This is a genomic window from Aliidiomarina taiwanensis, assembly GCF_003987015.1.
Lineage (GTDB): Bacteria > Pseudomonadota > Gammaproteobacteria > Enterobacterales > Alteromonadaceae > Aliidiomarina > Aliidiomarina taiwanensis.
This window is the reverse complement of sequence record NZ_PIPQ01000006.1, coordinates 1-16,768: the sequence shown is the minus strand read 5'-3', so window position 1 is coordinate 16,768 and position 16,768 is coordinate 1. Positions and strand designations below refer to the sequence as shown.

Here is a 16,768-nt window from a genome sequence, read left to right as displayed (position 1 = left end):
CATAATAAAAACAAATAGGTGTCATAATGCCCACATCGATGATTATTGTTGATGACTTTTTTGGTAACGCAAAAGGACTGCGTGAAGCAGCGTTGAAGTTAACCTACCCCAAACAGGAAGGGCCTTATCCTGGCAGGAACTCTGTAGAGCGTCTAAACTTAGAGGGGCTTACAGAAGAGATTTCACGTCTAGTTGGTGAACCTTTGGTACCCATGGACAAAGATCAAGCTCATGGAAAGTGCCGAATCTCTTTGGCAAGTGATGTAGGCTCCGCCAAAGTTCACGTGGATGCTTCCCATTGGTCTGGTATTTTATATTTAAGCGAGCCCGAAGACTGTCGCGGCGGTACAGAGTTTTTCCGTCATATTGAAACCGACACAGAACGAGCTCCATACAATGATCAGGAAGCTATGCAGCGTTTCGGGGCTTTTTCTGCGAAGCAATGGACCTCGGATATTCTAGACAGAGACTCGGTGGACGACAGTAAGTGGGAAATGACCATGCGAGTTCCAATGCGCTTTAATCGGTTGGTGTTATTACGGCCTTGGTTATGGCATACGGCGGGCGACTCCTTTGGCGACAAAATAGAGAATGGACGACTTATATATTTAATGTTCTTCGCTTCCGCACAAGCAGCACGTTAAGCATGATAAAAGCTTGACACAAGAACGGATAGCCGTATAATCAGCCCACGCCTTTTATAAGGTGTAAATTTCGGGCCGAGGCGAGTGTTGTTTAGGTCTGTTACAGCAACCCCGATTTGGGGTTGAACGTTGGTTTGAAAAAGCTCCCACTTCTCATAGCTATATGAGTAAAGTGGTGTGTTTTTTTATGCTCTTTTTTAAATGCTCTTTTGGATGAGGCTTTGATATGTCAAGTCAAAGAATTCGGATTCGCCTGAAAGCCTTCGATCACCGCTTAATCGACTTGTCGACAGCGGAAATCGTAGAAACAGCGAAACGCACGGGTGCCCAGGTACGTGGACCTATCCCATTACCTACTCGTAAAGAAAAATTCACTGTGTTGACTTCACCACACGTGAATAAAGACGCGCGTGACCAGTACGAAATTCGTACCCACAAGCGCCTTATCGATATCATTGAGCCTACTGACAAAACAGTGGACGCTCTGATGCGTTTAGACTTAGCTGCTGGTGTTGATGTACAAATCAGCCTTGGTTAAGTAAGCAATAGGATTCTGGATAAGAGGTTTTAACATGGCTATTGGTCTAGTCGGTCGAAAAGTAGGAATGACTCGCATCTTTCAAGAAGATGGCGAATCAGTTCCTGTGACTGTGATCGAAGTGCTATCAAACCGTGTCACCCAGATAAAAACTCTGGAGACAGACGGTTACCGTGCACTTCAGGTGACCACTGGCAGCAAAAAAGCGAATCGAGTCACAAAACCAGCAGCTGGACACTTTGCGAAAGCAGGTGTTGAAGCTGGCCGCGGTTTATGGGAATTCCGCCTAAACGGGGAAGAAGGTAGTGACATCGAAGTAGGCTCTGAGCTGACAGTCGAACTATTTAATGAAACAAAATTAGTAGACGTAACCGGCACCTCAAAAGGTAAAGGTTTTCAAGGTGGTATTAAGCGTTGGAACTTCGCTGGCCAAGATCAAACACACGGTAACTCAGTATCTCACCGTGCACTTGGTTCAACGGGTCAAAACCAGTCACCAGGTAAAGTCTTCAAAGGGAAGAAAATGCCTGGTCAAATGGGTAACGTGCGCGTAACTGTGCAATCCCTTGAAGTTGTTCGCGTTGACGCTGAGCGTAACTTACTACTGGTTAAAGGTGCTGTCCCAGGAGCTTCTGGCGGCGACATCATTGTTAAACCAGCGGTTAAAGCGTAACGTCTGAGGAGATTAGTGATGGAATTAGCATTAAAAGACGCTCAAGGCGCTCTTGAAGTTTCCGAAGCTACCTTTGGACGTGAGTACAATGAAGCTTTGGTGCATCAGGTTGTAGTAGCCTATGCGTCAGGCGCACGTCAAGGTAGCCGTGCACAAAAAACGCGTTCTGAAGTATCTGGCGGTGGTGCAAAACCATGGCGCCAAAAAGGTACTGGTCGCGCACGTGCCGGAACTATTCGTAGTCCAATCTGGCGTTCAGGTGGTGTAACTTTTGCAGCCAAACCACAGGATCACAGCCAGAAAGTAAACAAAAAAATGTATCGCGGTGCACTAAAAAGCATCCTGTCTGAGTTAGTTCGTCAAGAACGCTTACTAGTTGTTGAAAACTTTGCCGTTGATGCGCCAAAGACAAAAGAGCTAGTGGCTAAACTGAAAGAGCTAGACCTTCAGGACGTTCTTATCGTGACCAAAGAAGTTGACGAGAACTTGTTCTTAGCTTCACGCAACCTACATAAAGTAGACGTTCGTGATGTTCAGGGTATTGATCCTGTCAGCCTTATCGCATTCGAAAAGGTTCTGTTCACCGCCGACGCAGTGAAACAGCTTGAGGAGGCATTGGCATGATTCGCGAAGAACGTTTATTAAAAGTGCTCTTAGCACCACACGTTTCAGAGAAAGCAACTCTGACAGCGGAAAATGACAACACAGTTGTTTTCAAGGTAGCAACAGATGCAACGAAAGCAGAAATCAAAGCTGCTGTAGAAAAACTGTTCGAAGTCGAAGTAAAAGGCGTACGTACTCTTAACGTAAAAGGTAAAACTAAGCGTTTTGGTATGCGTTCAGGCAAGCGTAGCGATTGGAAAAAAGCTTACGTAACCCTGGGTGAAGGTGCGGACATCGATTTCGTTGGCGGCGCTGAGTAAACAGGAGGATATTGAAAATGGCTGTTGTAAAACAGAAGCCTACATCCCCGGGTCGTCGTCACGTCATTAAAGTCGTTGGCCAAGACCTATACAAGGGTAAGCCTTATGCTCCATTACTGGAGAAGAACAGTAAGAATGGTGGTCGTAACCACCATGGTCGTATTACTGTTCGTCACATCGGTGGTGGTCACAAGCATCACTATCGTTTGATCGACTTTAAGCGCAACAAAGACGGTATTCCGGCAAAAGTTGAGCGTATTGAATACGATCCGAATCGTTCTGCCAACATTGCATTGGTTTTATATGCAGATGGTGAGCGTCGTTACATTCTTGCTCCTAAGGGCTTGAAAGTAGGTGACCCGGTGATGTCTGGTATAGACTCTCCGATCAAACCTGGTAACGCCATGCCTATGCGTAACATTCCAGTCGGTAGTGTAATTCACGCGGTTGAGTTAAAGCCTGGTAAAGGTGCACAACTTGCACGTTCAGCAGGTGCATACGCACAGCTGATTGCCCGTGAAGGCATTTATGTAACAGTTCGCTTACGCTCTGGTGAAGTACGTAAAGTACTAGCTGATAGTCGTGCAACCATTGGTGAAGTAGGCAACGGTGAACACATGCTCAAGCAATTGGGTAAAGCTGGTGCGTCGCGCTGGCGTGGTGTTCGTCCTACAGTTCGTGGTGCTGCCATGAACCCAGTAGACCACCCACACGGTGGTGGTGAAGGCCGTACTTCTGGTGGACGTCATCCAGTTACACCATGGGGTGTTCCTACGAAGGGTTATAAGACTCGTAAGAACAAGCGTACTGACAAGTACATCGTGCGTCGTCGCACTAAATAAGGCAAGGGGTTAAAGAATGCCACGTTCTCTTAAAAAAGGTCCATTTATTGACCTTCACCTATTGAAAAAGGTGGAGAAAGCGATGGAAAGCGGGGACAAGAAGCCAATTAAAACTTGGTCTCGTCGTTCAATGATCATTCCAGATATGATTGGTTTGACCATCGCTGTTCATAACGGTCGTCAGCATGTGCCAGTTTTCGTTTCTGACGAAATGATTGGTCACAAGCTTGGTGAATTTGCTCCGACTCGTACTTATCGCGGCCACGTCGCTGATAAGAAAGCGAAGAAACGGTAAGAGGTGAATACAATGGAAGCTATTGCTAAACATAAGTTTGCCAGCCTTTCTCCGCAGAAGGGGCGTCTGGTTGCGGACCAAATTCGCGGCCAAAACGTTGCGCAAGCTTTAGAAACTTTGGCGTACAGCCCAAAGAAAGCTGCGGTATTGATCAAGAAAGTTCTTGAATCAGCTATTGCCAATGCAGAGCACAACGAAGGTGCCGACATTGATGAGCTAAAAGTATCAGCCATCATGGTCGACGAAGGTCCTACGATGAAGCGCATCAAGCCTCGTGCTAAAGGTCGCGCGGATCGTATCTTAAAGCGTACCAGCCACATTACTGTGGTTGTGTCAGATAGCTAGGAGATAAGTTATGGGTCAGAAAGTACATCCTAATGGTATCCGCCTAGGTATCACTAAGCCATACAATGCTACATGGTATGCAGATTCAAAGGACTTTGCGGATAATCTAGAAAGTGATCACCAAGTTCGTGAATTCTTGAACAAAGAGCTGAAAAGCGCTTCTGTTTCTCGAATTGTTATCGAGCGTCCAGCCAAGAGTGTACGTGTGACTATCCACACGGCGCGTCCAGGTGTGGTGATTGGTAAGAAAGGTGAAGACGTTGAGAAATTGCGCCAAGCAATTTCTAAGCTTACAGGCGTACCTGCTCAGATCAACATTTCTGAAGTTCGTAAGCCAGAGCTTGACGCAAAATTGGTGGGTGAGAACATTGCTAGCCAGTTAGAACGCCGCGTTATGTTCCGTCGTGCTATGAAGCGCGCAGTTCAAAATGCCATGCGTTTAGGTGCCAAAGGTATCAAGGTTGAAGTAAGTGGTCGTTTAGGTGGTGCAGAAATCGCACGTACTGAATGGTATCGTGAAGGTCGCGTTCCATTGCATACGTTGCGTGCTGACATCGACTACGCTACCGCTGAAGCTGAAACCACTTACGGTATCATTGGTGTGAAAGTTTGGGTTTTCCGTGGTGAAATCTTGGGTGCTATGCCAGTTCAAGAAGAGCAACAACAACCTAAACCAGCTAAGCGCGGCAAAGGTCGTAAGTAAGGAGAAGCGAAATGTTACAACCTAAGCGTATGAAATTCCGCAAGGTGCACAAAAGCCGCAACCGCGGTATGGCGCAAGCCGGTAACAAAGTTAGCTTCGGTACTTATGCTCTTAAAGCAACTGAACGTGGTCGTATGACTGCGCGTCAGATCGAAGCTGCACGACGTGCCATGACTCGTCACGTTAAGCGTCAAGGTAAAATCTGGATTCGCGTATTCCCAGACAAGCCAATTAGCCAGAAGCCTCTTGAAGTGCGTATGGGTAAAGGTAAGGGAAGCGTAGAATACTGGGTATGTCAGATTCAGCCAGGCCGTGTTTTATATGAAATGGATGGTGTTTCTGAAGAGCTGGCACGTGAAGCGTTCCGCCTAGCGGCACGTAAGCTGCCATTCAAAACTACCTTTGTTACTCGGACGGTGATGTAATGAAAGCAAGTGAATTGAAAGCTAAAAGCGTTGATGAGCTGAATCAAGAGCTGCTAAGCCTGTTACGTGAGCAATTCAACCTGCGCATGCAAACAGCTACCGGCCAGCTTAACCAGACTCATTTGTTAAAACAGGTGCGTAGAAATATTGCACGTGTTAAGACAGTGCTTAACGAGAAGGCAGGTGCATAATGACTGAAGCCAAAACAATCCGTACACTGCAAGGCCGTGTGGTTAGCAGTAAAATGGATAAGTCTATCGTGGTAGCAATTGAGCGTCGGGTAAAGCACCCACTTTATGGTAAGTACATGAACCGTACTACCAAAGTTCACGCTCATGACGAGGAAAATACCTGCCGTGAAGGTGATTTAGTAACGATTCGGGAAACACGCCCGGTGTCTAAAACTAAATCATGGGCATTGGTAGACGTAGTAGAGCGTTCAAAAGAAATTTAGTTTCTTTTGGACTGTAAAAAAGCGACCTTAGGGTCGCTTTTTTTATTATTGAAGGTATGAATGCTAATATAAACTCACTGTATAGAAATAAAAGGACTTCCTATGAGAGCCAGCGTATTATTGCTGTTGTTCACAACTTCACTATTTTCATACTTTATTTCGCCAAAAGCTTTCGCTGAAGAAGATGGCATAACCGTTGGCGGAGCTGTTCGTTTTCAATATGTCCTTGCAGACTATGACACGGGGCAGAAAAATCGAGGTGGCGATTTAGACTTCGATATTTTTCGACTTGATCTTGATGGGCGCAAAGGAGATGTTATTTTATCGGCGCAATATCGCTGGTTTAATTACATGCAGGCTCTAAGACATGCTTATATGGGGTACGACTTTACCGATGAATGGCAAGGGCAAATTGGTATTGTTATACAGCCGTTTGGCACCATGCCGTATAACTCTCACAGTTATTTCTTTAGTTCGAACTTTTATTTAGGGTTAGAAGATAACAATGGCGCGGGTATTAAGTTTACCAAACGTTCTTCTGATTGGGACTTGGATATTGCCTACATCCTTAATGATGAGCTTGGTGGTGCGACAGGTGCAGCACGCAGTAAGGCAGACAGATACAATTACGACGTAACAGGTATTCGGCTGCCAGGTGAGGGCATTTATGATGAGCCTACTCAAGCAGTTGGAGAGAATAACACCTTCATGTTGCGTGCAGCACACAAATGGAATTTAGGTGCAGAGCGGCAGTTCGAGTTAGGGGCGTCTGTTCACTATGGGGGTTTCCATGACGGCGTGGCGTCGGTTGGTACACGTCAAAACTTTGCTGTTCATATGGTGTATGACCATGGACCTTGGCAGTTCCAAGGCCAGTACGCGACATACGACTACAATATGGATATTGAAAATAATGGCGTTGTTGTCGGGGCTTATGCGTACTTTGACACCATTCCGGAGTCGGCCGACATTTACACGGCAAATGTGGCCTATAGTAAAGACGTGTCTTTAGGGCCGATAACAAACCTAAACTTTTACAATAATTACAGCCTGATAACTAACAAGTCTGGTTTACAAGACGACACCATGATGAATGTAACGGGCGTTGCTGTTTCGGCAGGCGGCATGTTTACTTATATTGACTATGTGATTGGCCAAAACCAACCCTTTATTAATGGGTCCATTGGGCAAGATGGTGGTTCCACTGAACATAGGTTTAATATAAACTTCGGGTTCTATTTCTAGATACATGATTGATATGGCTCATTAAGCCGTGTTCACTTATTCGGGCCTAGGCTTTAGGCCCGAATTCAATTTTCTTCGTAATTTGACTATCTTCCTCGCGTTTTTCTTGTTACAATTCTGCGCCCTTTTAGTATGGGGTCTTCTTCCATTTGTTTGGTCGAAGGATGTAGCTTGGATTCAATAGAATCTAGTTTATTTTAAAACTGAAGCGGAGCACTGAGATGATCCAAATGCAAACTATGCTGGATGTGGCCGATAACTCCGGCGCGCGCAGCGTAAAGTGTATTAAGGTTCTAGGTGGTTCGCACCGCCGTTACGCGAACATTGGCGATATCATCAAAGTTACCGTGCGTGAAGCAATTCCACGCGGTAAGGTGAAAAAAGGTGATGTTCTAAATGCGGTGGTCGTTCGCACCCGGAAAGGCGTCCGTCGTCAAGACGGCTCTGTTATCCGTTTTGACCGCAACGCGGCTGTACTGTTAAACAATAACACTCAGCCTATTGGCACCCGTATCTTTGGTCCAGTGACTCGTGAATTGCGCGGTGAGCAATTCATGAAGATTATTTCACTGGCGCCGGAAGTACTATAAGGAGTCCACTATGGCGGCAAAAATAAAACGTGATGACGAAGTAATTGTGCTGGCAGGCAAGGACAAAGGAAAGCGCGGTAAAGTGCTTTCAGTTCTTACTGGCGAAAATCGCGTCGTGGTTGAAGGTATCAACGTAATTAAGAAACATCAGAAAGGTAACCCGGCTAATAACGAGCCAGGTGGCATTATTGAAAAAGAAGCCCCTATCGATGTATCTAACGTTGCAATCTTTAATCCGGCAACCAGCAAAGCAGATCGAGTTGGTTTTAAAATTGAAGACGGCAAAAAAGTCCGTATCTTCAAATCAACCAACGAAATCATTTAATTAAGTTTGGAGTATAATACGATGGCGAAACTGCATGGTGTTTACAAAGATACTGTAGTTCCTGAGCTGATGAAACAGTTCGGCTACACCAGTGTCATGCAAGTCCCTCGGATTGAAAAGATCACCCTGAATATGGGTGTTGGTGCTGCTCTTACAGACAAGAAAGTGTTAGACAACGCAGTTGCAGACCTAGAAGCTATTTCAGGTCAGCACGTTGTTCGCACTGTTGCTCGTAAGTCGGTTGCAGGTTTCAAAATCCGTGAAGGCTTCCCAATTGGTTGTAAAGTGACTTTACGTGGTGAGCGTATGTGGGACTTCCTACAGCGTCTTATCTCGATCGCAATTCCTCGAATTCGTGACTTCCGTGGTCTGAATCCGAAGTCTTTCGATGGTCGCGGAAACTACAGCATGGGTGTTCGTGAACAAATTATTTTCCCAGAAATCGATTATGACAAGGTTGACCGGGTACGTGGTTTGGACATTACGATCACTACAAGTGCACAGAGCGATGATGAAGCACGTGCATTGCTGTCTGCCTTTAACTTCCCGTTTAGAAAATAGGTGTAGAGTTATGGCAAAAGTTTCAATGAAAATGCGAGAGCTAAAGCGTGAAAAGCTTGTAGCTAAGTACGCTGAAAAGCGTCGTGCACTGAAGGCGATTATCGCAGACCCTAAGTCTAGCGACGAAGAGCGTTGGGAAGCAGTTCTAGATTTACAAAAACTCCCACGTGATTCTAGTGCAAGCCGTCAGCGTAACCGCTGTCGCGTCACTGGACGTCCTCATGGTTACCTACGTAAGTTTGGAATGAGCCGTATTAAGGTTCGTGAAAAAGCTATGCGTGGTGAAATTCCTGGCTTGAAAAAAGCTAGCTGGTAAGCGACGAATCACGGGAGAAAGCAAATATGAGCATGCAAGATCCAATTGCGGATATGTTCACTCGAATTCGCAACGCTCAAGCGGCGAAGAAAGTGACAGTGAAAATGCCTGCATCTAAGCAGAAAGAAGCAATCGCTAAAGTTCTGCAAGAAGAAGGTTACATCACAGGTTACGAAATCGAGTCAGGCATAAAGCCAGTACTAGAAATCACCCTGAAGTACTTCGAAAACAAAGCTGTTATCGAGTCAATTCAGCGTGTGAGCCGTCCTGGTCTGCGTATATATAAGAAGCGTAACGAACTACCTACAGTAATGGGTGGTCTCGGTATTGCAGTTATTTCAACATCAAAAGGCCTAATGACTGACCGCGCCGCACGTAGTGCTGGCCTTGGCGGCGAGATCATCGGCTACGTAGCTTAATGGAGGTAGGATATGTCACGTATTGCTAAGGCACCTGTTGCTATTCCTGCCGGCGTTGAAGTTACGTTGAATGGTCAAGAAGTAACAGTTAAAAGTGGACAGAACCAACTTTCTATCGTTGTTAACGATGCTGTTGAAGTTGTTCAAGAAGAGCAAGAAGTTCGCACACTTCCTCGTGAAGGCGTGAAGAACGCAGTAGCCCAAGCGGGTACCGCTCGTTCACTAATCGACAACATGGTTCAAGGTGTTTCTAAAGGTTTTGAGCGTAAACTAACACTTGTAGGTGTTGGTTACCGTGCTCAAGCTCAAGGTAACAAACTGAACTTAAACCTAGGCTTCTCACACCCTGTGGTATTCGATATTCCAGCTGGAATTACTATCGAAACACCAACTCAAACAGAAGTAGTGGTGAAAGGCGCCGATAAACATTTGGTTGGCCAAGTTGCAGCTAACATTCGAGCTTACCGTAAGCCAGAGCCTTATAAAGGTAAAGGTGTACGCTATAGCGACGAGAATGTTCGCCGTAAAGAAGCCAAGAAAAAGTAGGGTAATACGATGGACAAAAAAGCAGCTCGCTTACGTCGTGCTACTCGCGCACGTAAAAAAATACAAGAGTTGGGTGGAAACCGTTTGGTTATCTACCGTAGCCCGCGTCATATCTATGCACAGGTTATCGCGGCCGACGGTGCTAACGTTCTAGCTTCTGCATCAACTGTTGAAACCGCTATCCGCTCTGAGCTTAAAAGCGCGGGTAACAAAGAAGCCGCTAAAGTGGTCGGGAAAGTAATTGCCGAGCGCGCGAAAGAGAAAGGTGTTGAAGCCGTTTCTTTTGACCGTAGCGGATACAAGTACCACGGTCGTGTTGCTGCACTGGCAGATGCTGCCCGTGAAGCAGGACTTCAGTTCTAGGAGACGAACATGGCAAATAACGAAGCTCAAACCGGTGAATTGGTGGAAAAGCTCATCACGGTCAACCGCGTCTCTAAAGTGGTTAAAGGTGGTCGCATCTTTAGCTTCACTGCACTGACTGTGGTCGGCGATGGCCAAGGCAAAGTCGGATTCGGCTATGGCAAGGCTCGTGAGGTTCCAGCAGCAATTCAGAAAGCGATGGAAAAAGCACGTCGCAATATGGTAACTGTACAGCTGAATAACGGTACTCTGCAGCACCCTGTTAAAGGGCGCCACTCAGGGTCTAAAGTATTCATGCAGCCAGCATTTGAAGGTACTGGTATTATCGCCGGTGGTGCAATGCGTGCTGTACTAGAAGTTGCAGGCGTTCACAACGTTCTGTCAAAGGCGTATGGTTCAACTAACCCAATCAACGTTGTTCGCGCAACAATCAAGGCACTGGAAGCAATGAGCTCTCCAGAGCAGATTGCTGCTAAACGCGGACTTTCAGTTGAAGCAATTACGGGGTAACTGAACGATGGCTAAAAAGACAATTAAAGTTACTCAAGTTCGTAGTGCAATCGGCCGCTTACCTAAGCACCGTGCAACACTAGTAGGACTTGGATTGCGCCGCATTAATCATACTGTAGAACTAGAAGATACTCCTTCAGTACGTGGTATGATTAACCGTGTTAACTACATGATCAAGGTGGAGGGTTAAGCTATGTTTTTGAACTCTTTATCACCTGCACCAGGTTCCAAAACTACCAAGAAGCGCGTAGGTCGTGGTATTGGTTCAGGTATTGGTAAAACTGGTGGTCGCGGTCACAAAGGACTTAAGTCACGCTCAGGCGGATCAGTAGCTCCAGGTTTTGAAGGTGGTCAGACGCCTATGCAGCGTCGTCTACCTAAGTTTGGTTTTACTTCACGTGTTTCTGCAGTTACTGCAGAAGTTACTTTGAATGAAATCAGCAAAGTATCTGGCGACACTGTGACCCTAAGCGCGTTGAAAGAAGCTGGCCTTATCACTAAAAACATTCGTTTTGTGAAAGTGATGAAGTCAGGTGAAATCAACCGTGCTGTCACCGTGCAAGGCATTAAAGTCACTAAAGGCGCGCGCGAAGCAATCGAAGCCGCCGGCGGAAAAATCGAAGGATAATTGACCCATGGCTAAACCAGGATTGGAAAAGTCTAGTGCGAAAGGCGGACTGTCAGAGCTCAAATCACGTTTGTTGTTTGTGCTTGGTGCAATCATTGTGTTTCGTGCTGCTTCTTTCGTGCCGATTCCTGGAATAGATGCCGCGGTCTTGGCCGACGTAATAGCACAACAACAAGGCACCATTGTGGCCATGTTTAACATGTTCAGTGGTGGTGCTTTGGAGCGTGCTTCTATTCTTGCTCTTGGTATTATGCCGTTTATTACATCTTCAATTATTATGCAGCTGTTAACTGTGGTACACCCAAAGTTAGCAGAGCTTAAGAAAGAAGGTGAGGCGGGCCAACGTAAGATCAGCCAGTACACGCGGTGGGGTACCCTAGTTTTGGCGACTGCGCAGTCCATCGGGATTGCCACAGGACTGCCAAATCTAGTCCCAGGGCTTGTTATAAACCCCGGGTTTGCCTTCTATTTCACAGCAATTGTAAGTTTGGTTACCGGTACCATGTTTTTAATGTGGTTAGGTGAGCAGATTACTGAGCGTGGAATTGGTAATGGTATCTCAATTATCATCTTCGCCGGAATCGTGGCAGGATTACCTTCGGCCGTTGGTCAGACAGCAGAGCAAGCACGACAGGGTGACCTACACTTGTTGCTGTTACTTCTGATTGGCGTAGTCGTTTTTGCAGTGACGTATTTAGTTGTATTTGTAGAGCGCGGTCAAAGAAGAATTGTGGTAAACTACGCAAAACGCCAACAAGGGCGTAAAGTATTTGCGGCACAAACTTCGCACTTGCCATTAAAAGTGAATATGGCAGGTGTAATTCCGCCAATTTTTGCTTCAAGCATTATTCTTTTCCCTGGTACAATAGCCACATGGTTTGGTTCAGGTGAAGGTGCTGTTGCAAACGTATTACAGGAAGTTGCGTTGACATTGTCACCGGGACAGCCTTTATACGTTATGCTCTACGCTGCGGCGATTATTTTCTTCTGTTTCTTCTATACTGCGTTGGTGTTTAACCCTCGTGATACAGCAGACAACTTGAAGAAGTCTGGTGCTTTCATACCAGGTATTCGTCCAGGTGAACAAACGTCACGATACATCGATAAAGTAATGACACGTCTTACATTAGCAGGCGCTTTGTACATTACCTTTATCTGTTTGGTACCTGAGTTTATGATGATCGCTTGGAATGTGCAGTTCTACTTCGGTGGTACTTCACTTCTAATTATTGTAGTGGTCACCATGGATTTCATGGCACAAGTACAAACTCATATGATGTCTCATCAATATGAGTCGGTGCTGAAAAAAGCAAATCTTAAAGGCTATGGCCGATAAGAAAGCACATTACGGAGAATAGCAATGAAAGTTCGTGCTTCCGTTAAGACAATCTGCCGGAATTGCAAGGTCGTTAAACGTCACGGCGTAGTTCGTGTCATTTGCACAGACCCAAAGCATAAACAACGGCAGGGTTAACAAAGTAAGTGCACAGTCCGGTGTAAGCATCGGGCTGTGTTTTATTTGCAATTAGGTAACCGGTTGAGTATCCTAACGGGCTTTTCAACCTGGCGCCCATAAACCATAGGAGATATGTTAGTGGCCCGTATAGCTGGCATTAACGTCCCTGACAATAAGCATGCAGTGATTGCACTGACATCAATTTACGGTGTAGGCCGTACCCTTTCTTCAGAAATTCTGAATACTGTTGGTATCGCTGAAACTACTAAAATTGGTAGCTTGTCAGAGGCTGAATTAGACAAAATCCGTGACGAAGTAGCAAAATACTCTGTAGAGGGTGACCTTCGTCGTGAAATTTCAATGAACATTAAACGTTTGATGGACCTCGGTTGCTACCGCGGTTTGCGTCATCGTCGCAGCTTACCTCTACGTGGACAGCGCACTAAAACAAATGCGCGCACTCGTAAAGGTCCGCGTAAACCGATTAAGAAGTAAGGAGAATCAGCAATGGCTAAAACACCTGCTCGCAGTCGGAAGCGCGTTAAAAAGCAAGTAACCGACGGTATGGCGCACATCCATGCGTCTTTCAACAACACCATCATCACTATTACAGACAGACAGGGTAACGCTCTGTCGTGGGCTACATCTGGAGGCTCAGGCTTCCGTGGTTCACGTAAGTCTACGCCGTTCGCAGCTCAGGTAGCAGCAGAACGTGCAGGTGAAGTGGCGAAGGAACACGGGTTGAAAAATCTTGAAGTGTTCGTAAAAGGTCCAGGTCCAGGTCGCGAGTCTTCGATTCGTGCACTAAATGCGATCGGCTACAAAATTACGAACATCACTGATGTGACACCGATTCCTCACAACGGTTGTCGTCCGCCCAAGAAACGTCGCGTTTAATTGGCGTGATACGATAGTTGGAGAAAGAACATGGCTAGATATTTGGGTCCAAAACTCAAACTAAGTCGTCGCGAAGGAACAGACTTGTTCCTTAAAAGCGGCGTGCGTGCAATAGATTCCAAATGTAAATTGGAAACTGCACCAGGACAGCACGGTGCCCGTCGTGGCCGCCTGTCTGATTACGGCGTTCAGTTACGTGAAAAGCAGAAAGTACGTCGTATGTTCGGTGTGCTGGAAAAGCAATTCCGTAACTACTATAAAGAAGCTGCTCGTTTAAAAGGTAACACAGGTGAGAACCTTCTTGTCCTTTTAGAAAGTCGTCTCGATAACGTAGTATACCGTATGGGCTTTGCCTCTACGCGTGCTGAAGCACGTCAGTTGGTAAGTCACAAAGGTATTGTAGTTAACGGTCGCGTAGTAAATATTCCTTCTTACCAGGTAAAGCCGGAAGACGTAGTGAGCGTTCGCGAAAAAGCGAAAAAGCAAGCACGTATTGCAGCTGCTCTTGAGCTGTCTGAACAGCGTGAGAAGCCAATCTGGGTCGAAGTGGATACGAAAGAAATGTCAGGCACTTTCAAACGTATTCCAGAACGCACTGACCTGTCTGCAGATATTAACGAACAGTTGATCGTAGAGCTTTACTCTAAGTAAGGCCTCAGCATAAAGAGGGGACATAATGCAGGGTTCTGTAACCGAATTTCTAAAACCACGTCTCGTTGAAATCGAGCAAATCAGCACCAACCGCGCTAAGGTAACGTTGGAGCCGCTTGAACGTGGCTTTGGTCATACGCTGGGTAATGCGCTTCGCCGTATATTTTTATCTTCAATGCCGGGTTGTGCCGTAACTGAAGTTGAAATAGACGGTGTACAGCATGAGTACAGCACGAAAGAGGGTGTCCAGGAAGACATCATTGAAATCCTGCTCAACCTTAAAGGTCTCGCTGTAATTCTACATGGCAAAGATGAAGCCGTGTTAACTTTAAGTAAATCAGGCGCGGGCGTTGTAACTGCAGGTGATATTACAACTGACGGTGATGTTGAGATTGTTAATCCTGATCACGTTATTTGTACGTTGACCGGTGACACTGAACTGAAAATGCAACTTAAAGTTGAACGAGGTCGCGGTTACGTCCCTGCAAGCGTACGCAAGCAGAATGACGATGAAGGTCGTTCGATTGGTCACCTTCTGGTAGACGCTTCTTTCAGCCCAGTAGAGCGTGTTGCTTATACTGTTGATTCAGCTCGTGTTGAACAACGTACAGACCTAGACAAGTTGGTTATCGATATGGAAACCAATGGTACTCTAGATCCTGAAGAAGCAATTCGTCGCGCAGCAACAATTCTAGCTGAACAGTTAGATGCCTTTGTTGAGTTACGCGATAAGAGCGAACCTGAAGAGAAAGAAGAAAAGCCAGAGTTTGATCCGATTCTGTTGCGTCCGGTCGATGATCTGGAGCTGACTGTTCGTTCTGCAAACTGTCTAAAAGCAGAAGCGATTCAGTATATTGGTGATCTAGTACAACGTACCGAAGTTGAGTTATTGAAAACTCCTAACTTAGGTAAGAAGTCACTAACAGAAATCAAAGATGTGCTTGCATCACGTGGACTTTCACTAGGTATGCGCCTAGAGAACTGGCCGCCAGCAAGCTTGTTAGAAAACGACTAACTTTCCCACTAGATCGCTGGGTAAAAAGTTTACAAAAAAGGGTATTTAGTATGCGCCATCGTAAAAGTGGTCGTCAACTTAACCGCAACAGCAGCCATCGCAAAGCGATGTTCAGCAATATGGCAAGCTCGTTGGTTCGTCACGAAGTGATCAAAACCACATTGCCAAAAGCGAAAGAGCTGCGTCGTGTAATCGAGCCTCTGATCACATTGGCTAAAGAAGATAGCGTAGCAAACCGCCGTTTAGCGTTTGCTCGTACACGCGACAAAGCAACAGTTGGTAAATTGTTCAACGAGTTAGGTCCACGTTATACAGAACGTCCGGGTGGTTACACTCGCATTCTGAAATGTGGTTTCCGTACTGGTGACAACGCTCCAATGGCTTATGTTGAGCTAGTTGACCGTCCGGTAAACGACGAAGTTGCTGAAGAAGTAGTTACTGAAGAGTAATTTCTACTTAAAAGCAAAGAAATGACGGAGTCTTAATGGCTCCGTTTTTTTTTGCTCATAAATAAGTTATCTCATGTACTATATATAGTATTTTCCATTCCTTATTAGTTAGTAGGTCTTTTTATGCCAAGTTTTGATGTAGTTTCTGAAATCGATAAAGTAGAACTTCGCCACGCAGTTGAGAATGCGAATCGTGAGTTATCCACCCGCTTTGACTTCCGTAACGTTGAAGCCTCGATTGAATTGAATGATCTTACGGTCACTTTGAAATCTGAGTCAGACTTTCAGGTCAACCAGCTATTAGAAATTTTTCGTAATAGCGCATCGAAGCGAAACATTAGCCTAGCAGGTATTGATGTAGAAGACGCACCTGTTCATAGTGGCAAGACGTTCTCATTAAACTTAACTTTTAAACAGGGGATTGATCAGCCAACTGCTAAGCAGATTGTTAAAACCGTTAAAGATGCCAAACTTAAAGTGCAAGCTTCTATTCAGGGTGACAAGGTTCGCATTAACGGAAAGAAGCGTGATGATTTGCAACAAACGATAGCGCTACTGAAAGAATCAAACATTGAATTACCGCTTCAATTCGAAAACTTTAGGGATTAAGCCCCAAATTTGTACGTTTTGAAGGCGATCGGTTCGTTTTTTGTTCGATCAAAACTTATTTTGAAAATAGTGGTTGATCTAATGAAAATGATCTCTATAATTCGCATCCGTTGTCAGGCACAAACCGGCAACAGCCAAGAAAAGGAGCGCTAAGAAAAATAAATTTAGCCCTTGACTTTACTGGCCGGAAGCGTAGAATACGCTTCCCTGCTTCGGAACGAAGCAACGCTCTTTAACAATTTATCAAGCCAAGTAATCTGTGTGGGCACTTGCAGACAAAAGCATCAACATAAAGACCAACTTCGGTTGGCAATTGTTGAACTTTTGAATGGAAGAGCCTTACAAA

The 16,768-nt window shown here is 45.6% G+C and carries 31 protein-coding genes; all 31 read left to right on the top strand.

Annotated elements, in window-relative coordinates:
* Positions 1-26 precede the first annotated feature (26 nt).
* The 31 genes from CWE15_RS09210 to CWE15_RS09060 all read left to right on the top strand — a co-directional run bounded on the left by CWE15_RS09210 (position 27) and on the right by CWE15_RS09060 (position 16,422).
* Complete coding sequence (locus CWE15_RS09210) at positions 27-644, top strand: DUF6445 family protein (RefSeq protein ID WP_126757802.1); 618 nt, start codon at positions 27-29, stop codon at positions 642-644.
* Between the two features lie 226 nt (positions 645-870).
* Positions 871-1,182 carry a 30S ribosomal protein S10 gene (rpsJ, locus tag CWE15_RS09205; RefSeq protein ID WP_126757801.1) on the top strand — a complete coding sequence of 104 codons (312 nt, stop codon included), beginning with the start codon at positions 871-873 and terminating at the stop codon, positions 1,180-1,182.
* A gap of 34 nt (positions 1,183-1,216) precedes the next feature.
* Positions 1,217-1,855, top strand: coding sequence for a 50S ribosomal protein L3 (rplC, locus tag CWE15_RS09200; RefSeq protein WP_126757800.1), 639 nt, complete (start codon positions 1,217-1,219; stop codon positions 1,853-1,855).
* Between the two features lie 18 nt (positions 1,856-1,873).
* On the top strand, positions 1,874-2,479 hold the full coding sequence (rplD, locus tag CWE15_RS09195; protein WP_126757799.1) for a 50S ribosomal protein L4: 606 nt from the start codon (positions 1,874-1,876) through the stop codon (positions 2,477-2,479).
* A complete protein-coding gene (gene rplW, locus CWE15_RS09190) occupies positions 2,476-2,778 on the top strand; it encodes a 50S ribosomal protein L23 (protein ID WP_126757798.1) in 303 nt (100 codons plus the stop codon). The genes rplD and rplW overlap by 4 nt, the downstream gene beginning before the upstream one ends.
* A 17-nt stretch (positions 2,779-2,795) precedes the next feature.
* Positions 2,796-3,620, top strand: a complete 825-nt coding sequence (gene rplB, locus CWE15_RS09185) for a 50S ribosomal protein L2 (RefSeq protein WP_126757797.1) — start codon at positions 2,796-2,798, stop codon at positions 3,618-3,620.
* Positions 3,621-3,636: 16 nt separating this feature from the next.
* Complete coding sequence (rpsS, locus tag CWE15_RS09180; RefSeq protein ID WP_126757796.1) at positions 3,637-3,915, top strand: 30S ribosomal protein S19; 279 nt, start codon at positions 3,637-3,639, stop codon at positions 3,913-3,915.
* A gap of 12 nt (positions 3,916-3,927) precedes the next feature.
* Positions 3,928-4,260 (top strand): 50S ribosomal protein L22, encoded by a 333-nt coding sequence (rplV, locus tag CWE15_RS09175; protein ID WP_126757795.1) that lies wholly within the window; start codon positions 3,928-3,930, stop codon positions 4,258-4,260.
* Between the two features lie 10 nt (positions 4,261-4,270).
* A complete protein-coding gene (gene rpsC / locus CWE15_RS09170; protein WP_126757794.1) occupies positions 4,271-4,963 on the top strand; it encodes a 30S ribosomal protein S3 in 693 nt (230 codons plus the stop codon).
* Between the two features lie 11 nt (positions 4,964-4,974).
* On the top strand, positions 4,975-5,388 hold the full coding sequence (rplP, locus tag CWE15_RS09165; RefSeq protein WP_126757793.1) for a 50S ribosomal protein L16: 414 nt from the start codon (positions 4,975-4,977) through the stop codon (positions 5,386-5,388).
* Positions 5,388-5,579: a 50S ribosomal protein L29 gene (gene rpmC / locus CWE15_RS09160; protein WP_126757792.1), complete on the top strand. Its 192-nt coding sequence runs from the start codon at positions 5,388-5,390 to the stop codon at positions 5,577-5,579. The genes rplP and rpmC overlap by 1 nt, the downstream gene beginning before the upstream one ends.
* Entirely contained in the window at positions 5,579-5,842 is a 264-nt protein-coding gene (gene rpsQ / locus CWE15_RS09155; protein ID WP_126757791.1) for a 30S ribosomal protein S17, read from the top strand. The genes rpmC and rpsQ overlap by 1 nt, the downstream gene beginning before the upstream one ends.
* Before the next feature lie 102 nt (positions 5,843-5,944).
* Positions 5,945-7,087 carry a carbohydrate porin gene (locus CWE15_RS09150; protein WP_198675005.1) on the top strand — a complete coding sequence of 381 codons (1,143 nt, stop codon included), beginning with the start codon at positions 5,945-5,947 and terminating at the stop codon, positions 7,085-7,087.
* Positions 7,088-7,308: 221 nt separating this feature from the next.
* Positions 7,309-7,677, top strand: a complete 369-nt coding sequence (rplN, locus tag CWE15_RS09145) for a 50S ribosomal protein L14 (protein ID WP_126757790.1) — start codon at positions 7,309-7,311, stop codon at positions 7,675-7,677.
* A gap of 10 nt (positions 7,678-7,687) precedes the next feature.
* Positions 7,688-8,002 (top strand): 50S ribosomal protein L24, encoded by a 315-nt coding sequence (rplX, locus tag CWE15_RS09140; protein WP_126757789.1) that lies wholly within the window; start codon positions 7,688-7,690, stop codon positions 8,000-8,002.
* A 21-nt stretch (positions 8,003-8,023) separates the two neighbouring features.
* Positions 8,024-8,563: a 50S ribosomal protein L5 gene (gene rplE / locus CWE15_RS09135; protein WP_126757788.1), complete on the top strand. Its 540-nt coding sequence runs from the start codon at positions 8,024-8,026 to the stop codon at positions 8,561-8,563.
* A gap of 10 nt (positions 8,564-8,573) precedes the next feature.
* Entirely contained in the window at positions 8,574-8,879 is a 306-nt protein-coding gene (rpsN, locus tag CWE15_RS09130; protein ID WP_126757787.1) for a 30S ribosomal protein S14, read from the top strand.
* A 26-nt stretch (positions 8,880-8,905) separates the two neighbouring features.
* On the top strand, positions 8,906-9,298 hold the full coding sequence (gene rpsH / locus CWE15_RS09125) for a 30S ribosomal protein S8 (RefSeq protein ID WP_126757786.1): 393 nt from the start codon (positions 8,906-8,908) through the stop codon (positions 9,296-9,298).
* A gap of 12 nt (positions 9,299-9,310) precedes the next feature.
* Complete coding sequence (rplF, locus tag CWE15_RS09120; protein WP_126757785.1) at positions 9,311-9,844, top strand: 50S ribosomal protein L6; 534 nt, start codon at positions 9,311-9,313, stop codon at positions 9,842-9,844.
* 9 nt (positions 9,845-9,853) lie between these two features.
* Positions 9,854-10,207 carry a 50S ribosomal protein L18 gene (rplR, locus tag CWE15_RS09115; protein ID WP_126757784.1) on the top strand — a complete coding sequence of 118 codons (354 nt, stop codon included), beginning with the start codon at positions 9,854-9,856 and terminating at the stop codon, positions 10,205-10,207.
* A 9-nt stretch (positions 10,208-10,216) separates the two neighbouring features.
* Positions 10,217-10,717, top strand: a complete 501-nt coding sequence (rpsE, locus tag CWE15_RS09110) for a 30S ribosomal protein S5 (RefSeq protein ID WP_126757783.1) — start codon at positions 10,217-10,219, stop codon at positions 10,715-10,717.
* A gap of 7 nt (positions 10,718-10,724) precedes the next feature.
* Positions 10,725-10,907, top strand: a complete 183-nt coding sequence (gene rpmD / locus CWE15_RS09105) for a 50S ribosomal protein L30 (RefSeq protein ID WP_126757782.1) — start codon at positions 10,725-10,727, stop codon at positions 10,905-10,907.
* A 3-nt stretch (positions 10,908-10,910) separates the two neighbouring features.
* The gene (gene rplO, locus CWE15_RS09100) at positions 10,911-11,345 is read left to right on the top strand and encodes a 50S ribosomal protein L15 (RefSeq protein ID WP_126757781.1); all 435 of its coding nucleotides are present in this window, start codon (positions 10,911-10,913) and stop codon (positions 11,343-11,345) included.
* 7 nt (positions 11,346-11,352) lie between these two features.
* Positions 11,353-12,681, top strand: coding sequence for a preprotein translocase subunit SecY (gene secY / locus CWE15_RS09095; RefSeq protein WP_126757780.1), 1,329 nt, complete (start codon positions 11,353-11,355; stop codon positions 12,679-12,681).
* 24 nt (positions 12,682-12,705) lie between these two features.
* Entirely contained in the window at positions 12,706-12,819 is a 114-nt protein-coding gene (gene rpmJ / locus CWE15_RS09090; protein ID WP_126757779.1) for a 50S ribosomal protein L36, read from the top strand.
* A 120-nt stretch (positions 12,820-12,939) separates the two neighbouring features.
* Positions 12,940-13,296 (top strand): 30S ribosomal protein S13, encoded by a 357-nt coding sequence (rpsM, locus tag CWE15_RS09085; RefSeq protein ID WP_126757778.1) that lies wholly within the window; start codon positions 12,940-12,942, stop codon positions 13,294-13,296.
* Positions 13,297-13,308: 12 nt separating this feature from the next.
* Positions 13,309-13,698 carry a 30S ribosomal protein S11 gene (rpsK, locus tag CWE15_RS09080; RefSeq protein ID WP_126757777.1) on the top strand — a complete coding sequence of 130 codons (390 nt, stop codon included), beginning with the start codon at positions 13,309-13,311 and terminating at the stop codon, positions 13,696-13,698.
* 30 nt (positions 13,699-13,728) lie between these two features.
* Positions 13,729-14,349 carry a 30S ribosomal protein S4 gene (rpsD, locus tag CWE15_RS09075; protein WP_126757776.1) on the top strand — a complete coding sequence of 207 codons (621 nt, stop codon included), beginning with the start codon at positions 13,729-13,731 and terminating at the stop codon, positions 14,347-14,349.
* Positions 14,350-14,374: 25 nt separating this feature from the next.
* On the top strand, positions 14,375-15,364 hold the full coding sequence (locus CWE15_RS09070; protein WP_126757775.1) for a DNA-directed RNA polymerase subunit alpha: 990 nt from the start codon (positions 14,375-14,377) through the stop codon (positions 15,362-15,364).
* Between the two features lie 50 nt (positions 15,365-15,414).
* Positions 15,415-15,813 carry a 50S ribosomal protein L17 gene (gene rplQ / locus CWE15_RS09065; RefSeq protein WP_126757774.1) on the top strand — a complete coding sequence of 133 codons (399 nt, stop codon included), beginning with the start codon at positions 15,415-15,417 and terminating at the stop codon, positions 15,811-15,813.
* A 123-nt stretch (positions 15,814-15,936) separates the two neighbouring features.
* A complete protein-coding gene (locus tag CWE15_RS09060) occupies positions 15,937-16,422 on the top strand; it encodes a YajQ family cyclic di-GMP-binding protein (protein ID WP_126757773.1) in 486 nt (161 codons plus the stop codon).
* Positions 16,423-16,768: the final 346 nt, after the last annotated feature.

What these genes read in the sequence shown, in the direction of transcription:
- rplN (WP_126757790.1), top strand. Translation starts at nt 7,309, where the DNA reads ATGATCCAAATGCAAACTATGCTGGATGTGGCCGATAACTCCGGCGCG.
- rplW (WP_126757798.1), top strand. Translation starts at nt 2,476, where the DNA reads ATGATTCGCGAAGAACGTTTATTAAAAGTGCTCTTAGCACCACACGTT.
- rplB (WP_126757797.1), top strand. Translation starts at nt 2,796, where the DNA reads ATGGCTGTTGTAAAACAGAAGCCTACATCCCCGGGTCGTCGTCACGTC.
- CWE15_RS09070 (WP_126757775.1), top strand. Translation starts at nt 14,375, where the DNA reads ATGCAGGGTTCTGTAACCGAATTTCTAAAACCACGTCTCGTTGAAATC.
- rpmJ (WP_126757779.1), top strand. Translation starts at nt 12,706, where the DNA reads ATGAAAGTTCGTGCTTCCGTTAAGACAATCTGCCGGAATTGCAAGGTC.
- rpmD (WP_126757782.1), top strand. Translation starts at nt 10,725, where the DNA reads ATGGCTAAAAAGACAATTAAAGTTACTCAAGTTCGTAGTGCAATCGGC.
- rplX (WP_126757789.1), top strand. Translation starts at nt 7,688, where the DNA reads ATGGCGGCAAAAATAAAACGTGATGACGAAGTAATTGTGCTGGCAGGC.
- rplV (WP_126757795.1), top strand. Translation starts at nt 3,928, where the DNA reads ATGGAAGCTATTGCTAAACATAAGTTTGCCAGCCTTTCTCCGCAGAAG.
- CWE15_RS09210 (WP_126757802.1), top strand. Translation starts at nt 27, where the DNA reads ATGCCCACATCGATGATTATTGTTGATGACTTTTTTGGTAACGCAAAA.
- rpsC (WP_126757794.1), top strand. Translation starts at nt 4,271, where the DNA reads ATGGGTCAGAAAGTACATCCTAATGGTATCCGCCTAGGTATCACTAAG.
- rpsN (WP_126757787.1), top strand. Translation starts at nt 8,574, where the DNA reads ATGGCAAAAGTTTCAATGAAAATGCGAGAGCTAAAGCGTGAAAAGCTT.
- rplE (WP_126757788.1), top strand. Translation starts at nt 8,024, where the DNA reads ATGGCGAAACTGCATGGTGTTTACAAAGATACTGTAGTTCCTGAGCTG.
- rpsH (WP_126757786.1), top strand. Translation starts at nt 8,906, where the DNA reads ATGAGCATGCAAGATCCAATTGCGGATATGTTCACTCGAATTCGCAAC.
- rpmC (WP_126757792.1), top strand. Translation starts at nt 5,388, where the DNA reads ATGAAAGCAAGTGAATTGAAAGCTAAAAGCGTTGATGAGCTGAATCAA.
- rplR (WP_126757784.1), top strand. Translation starts at nt 9,854, where the DNA reads ATGGACAAAAAAGCAGCTCGCTTACGTCGTGCTACTCGCGCACGTAAA.
- rplC (WP_126757800.1), top strand. Translation starts at nt 1,217, where the DNA reads ATGGCTATTGGTCTAGTCGGTCGAAAAGTAGGAATGACTCGCATCTTT.
- CWE15_RS09060 (WP_126757773.1), top strand. Translation starts at nt 15,937, where the DNA reads ATGCCAAGTTTTGATGTAGTTTCTGAAATCGATAAAGTAGAACTTCGC.
- rplO (WP_126757781.1), top strand. Translation starts at nt 10,911, where the DNA reads ATGTTTTTGAACTCTTTATCACCTGCACCAGGTTCCAAAACTACCAAG.
- rpsS (WP_126757796.1), top strand. Translation starts at nt 3,637, where the DNA reads ATGCCACGTTCTCTTAAAAAAGGTCCATTTATTGACCTTCACCTATTG.
- rpsQ (WP_126757791.1), top strand. Translation starts at nt 5,579, where the DNA reads ATGACTGAAGCCAAAACAATCCGTACACTGCAAGGCCGTGTGGTTAGC.
- rpsD (WP_126757776.1), top strand. Translation starts at nt 13,729, where the DNA reads ATGGCTAGATATTTGGGTCCAAAACTCAAACTAAGTCGTCGCGAAGGA.
- CWE15_RS09150 (WP_198675005.1), top strand. Translation starts at nt 5,945, where the DNA reads ATGAGAGCCAGCGTATTATTGCTGTTGTTCACAACTTCACTATTTTCA.
- rpsJ (WP_126757801.1), top strand. Translation starts at nt 871, where the DNA reads ATGTCAAGTCAAAGAATTCGGATTCGCCTGAAAGCCTTCGATCACCGC.
- rplP (WP_126757793.1), top strand. Translation starts at nt 4,975, where the DNA reads ATGTTACAACCTAAGCGTATGAAATTCCGCAAGGTGCACAAAAGCCGC.
- rplQ (WP_126757774.1), top strand. Translation starts at nt 15,415, where the DNA reads ATGCGCCATCGTAAAAGTGGTCGTCAACTTAACCGCAACAGCAGCCAT.
- rpsE (WP_126757783.1), top strand. Translation starts at nt 10,217, where the DNA reads ATGGCAAATAACGAAGCTCAAACCGGTGAATTGGTGGAAAAGCTCATC.
- rplD (WP_126757799.1), top strand. Translation starts at nt 1,874, where the DNA reads ATGGAATTAGCATTAAAAGACGCTCAAGGCGCTCTTGAAGTTTCCGAA.
- rpsK (WP_126757777.1), top strand. Translation starts at nt 13,309, where the DNA reads ATGGCTAAAACACCTGCTCGCAGTCGGAAGCGCGTTAAAAAGCAAGTA.
- rplF (WP_126757785.1), top strand. Translation starts at nt 9,311, where the DNA reads ATGTCACGTATTGCTAAGGCACCTGTTGCTATTCCTGCCGGCGTTGAA.
- secY (WP_126757780.1), top strand. Translation starts at nt 11,353, where the DNA reads ATGGCTAAACCAGGATTGGAAAAGTCTAGTGCGAAAGGCGGACTGTCA.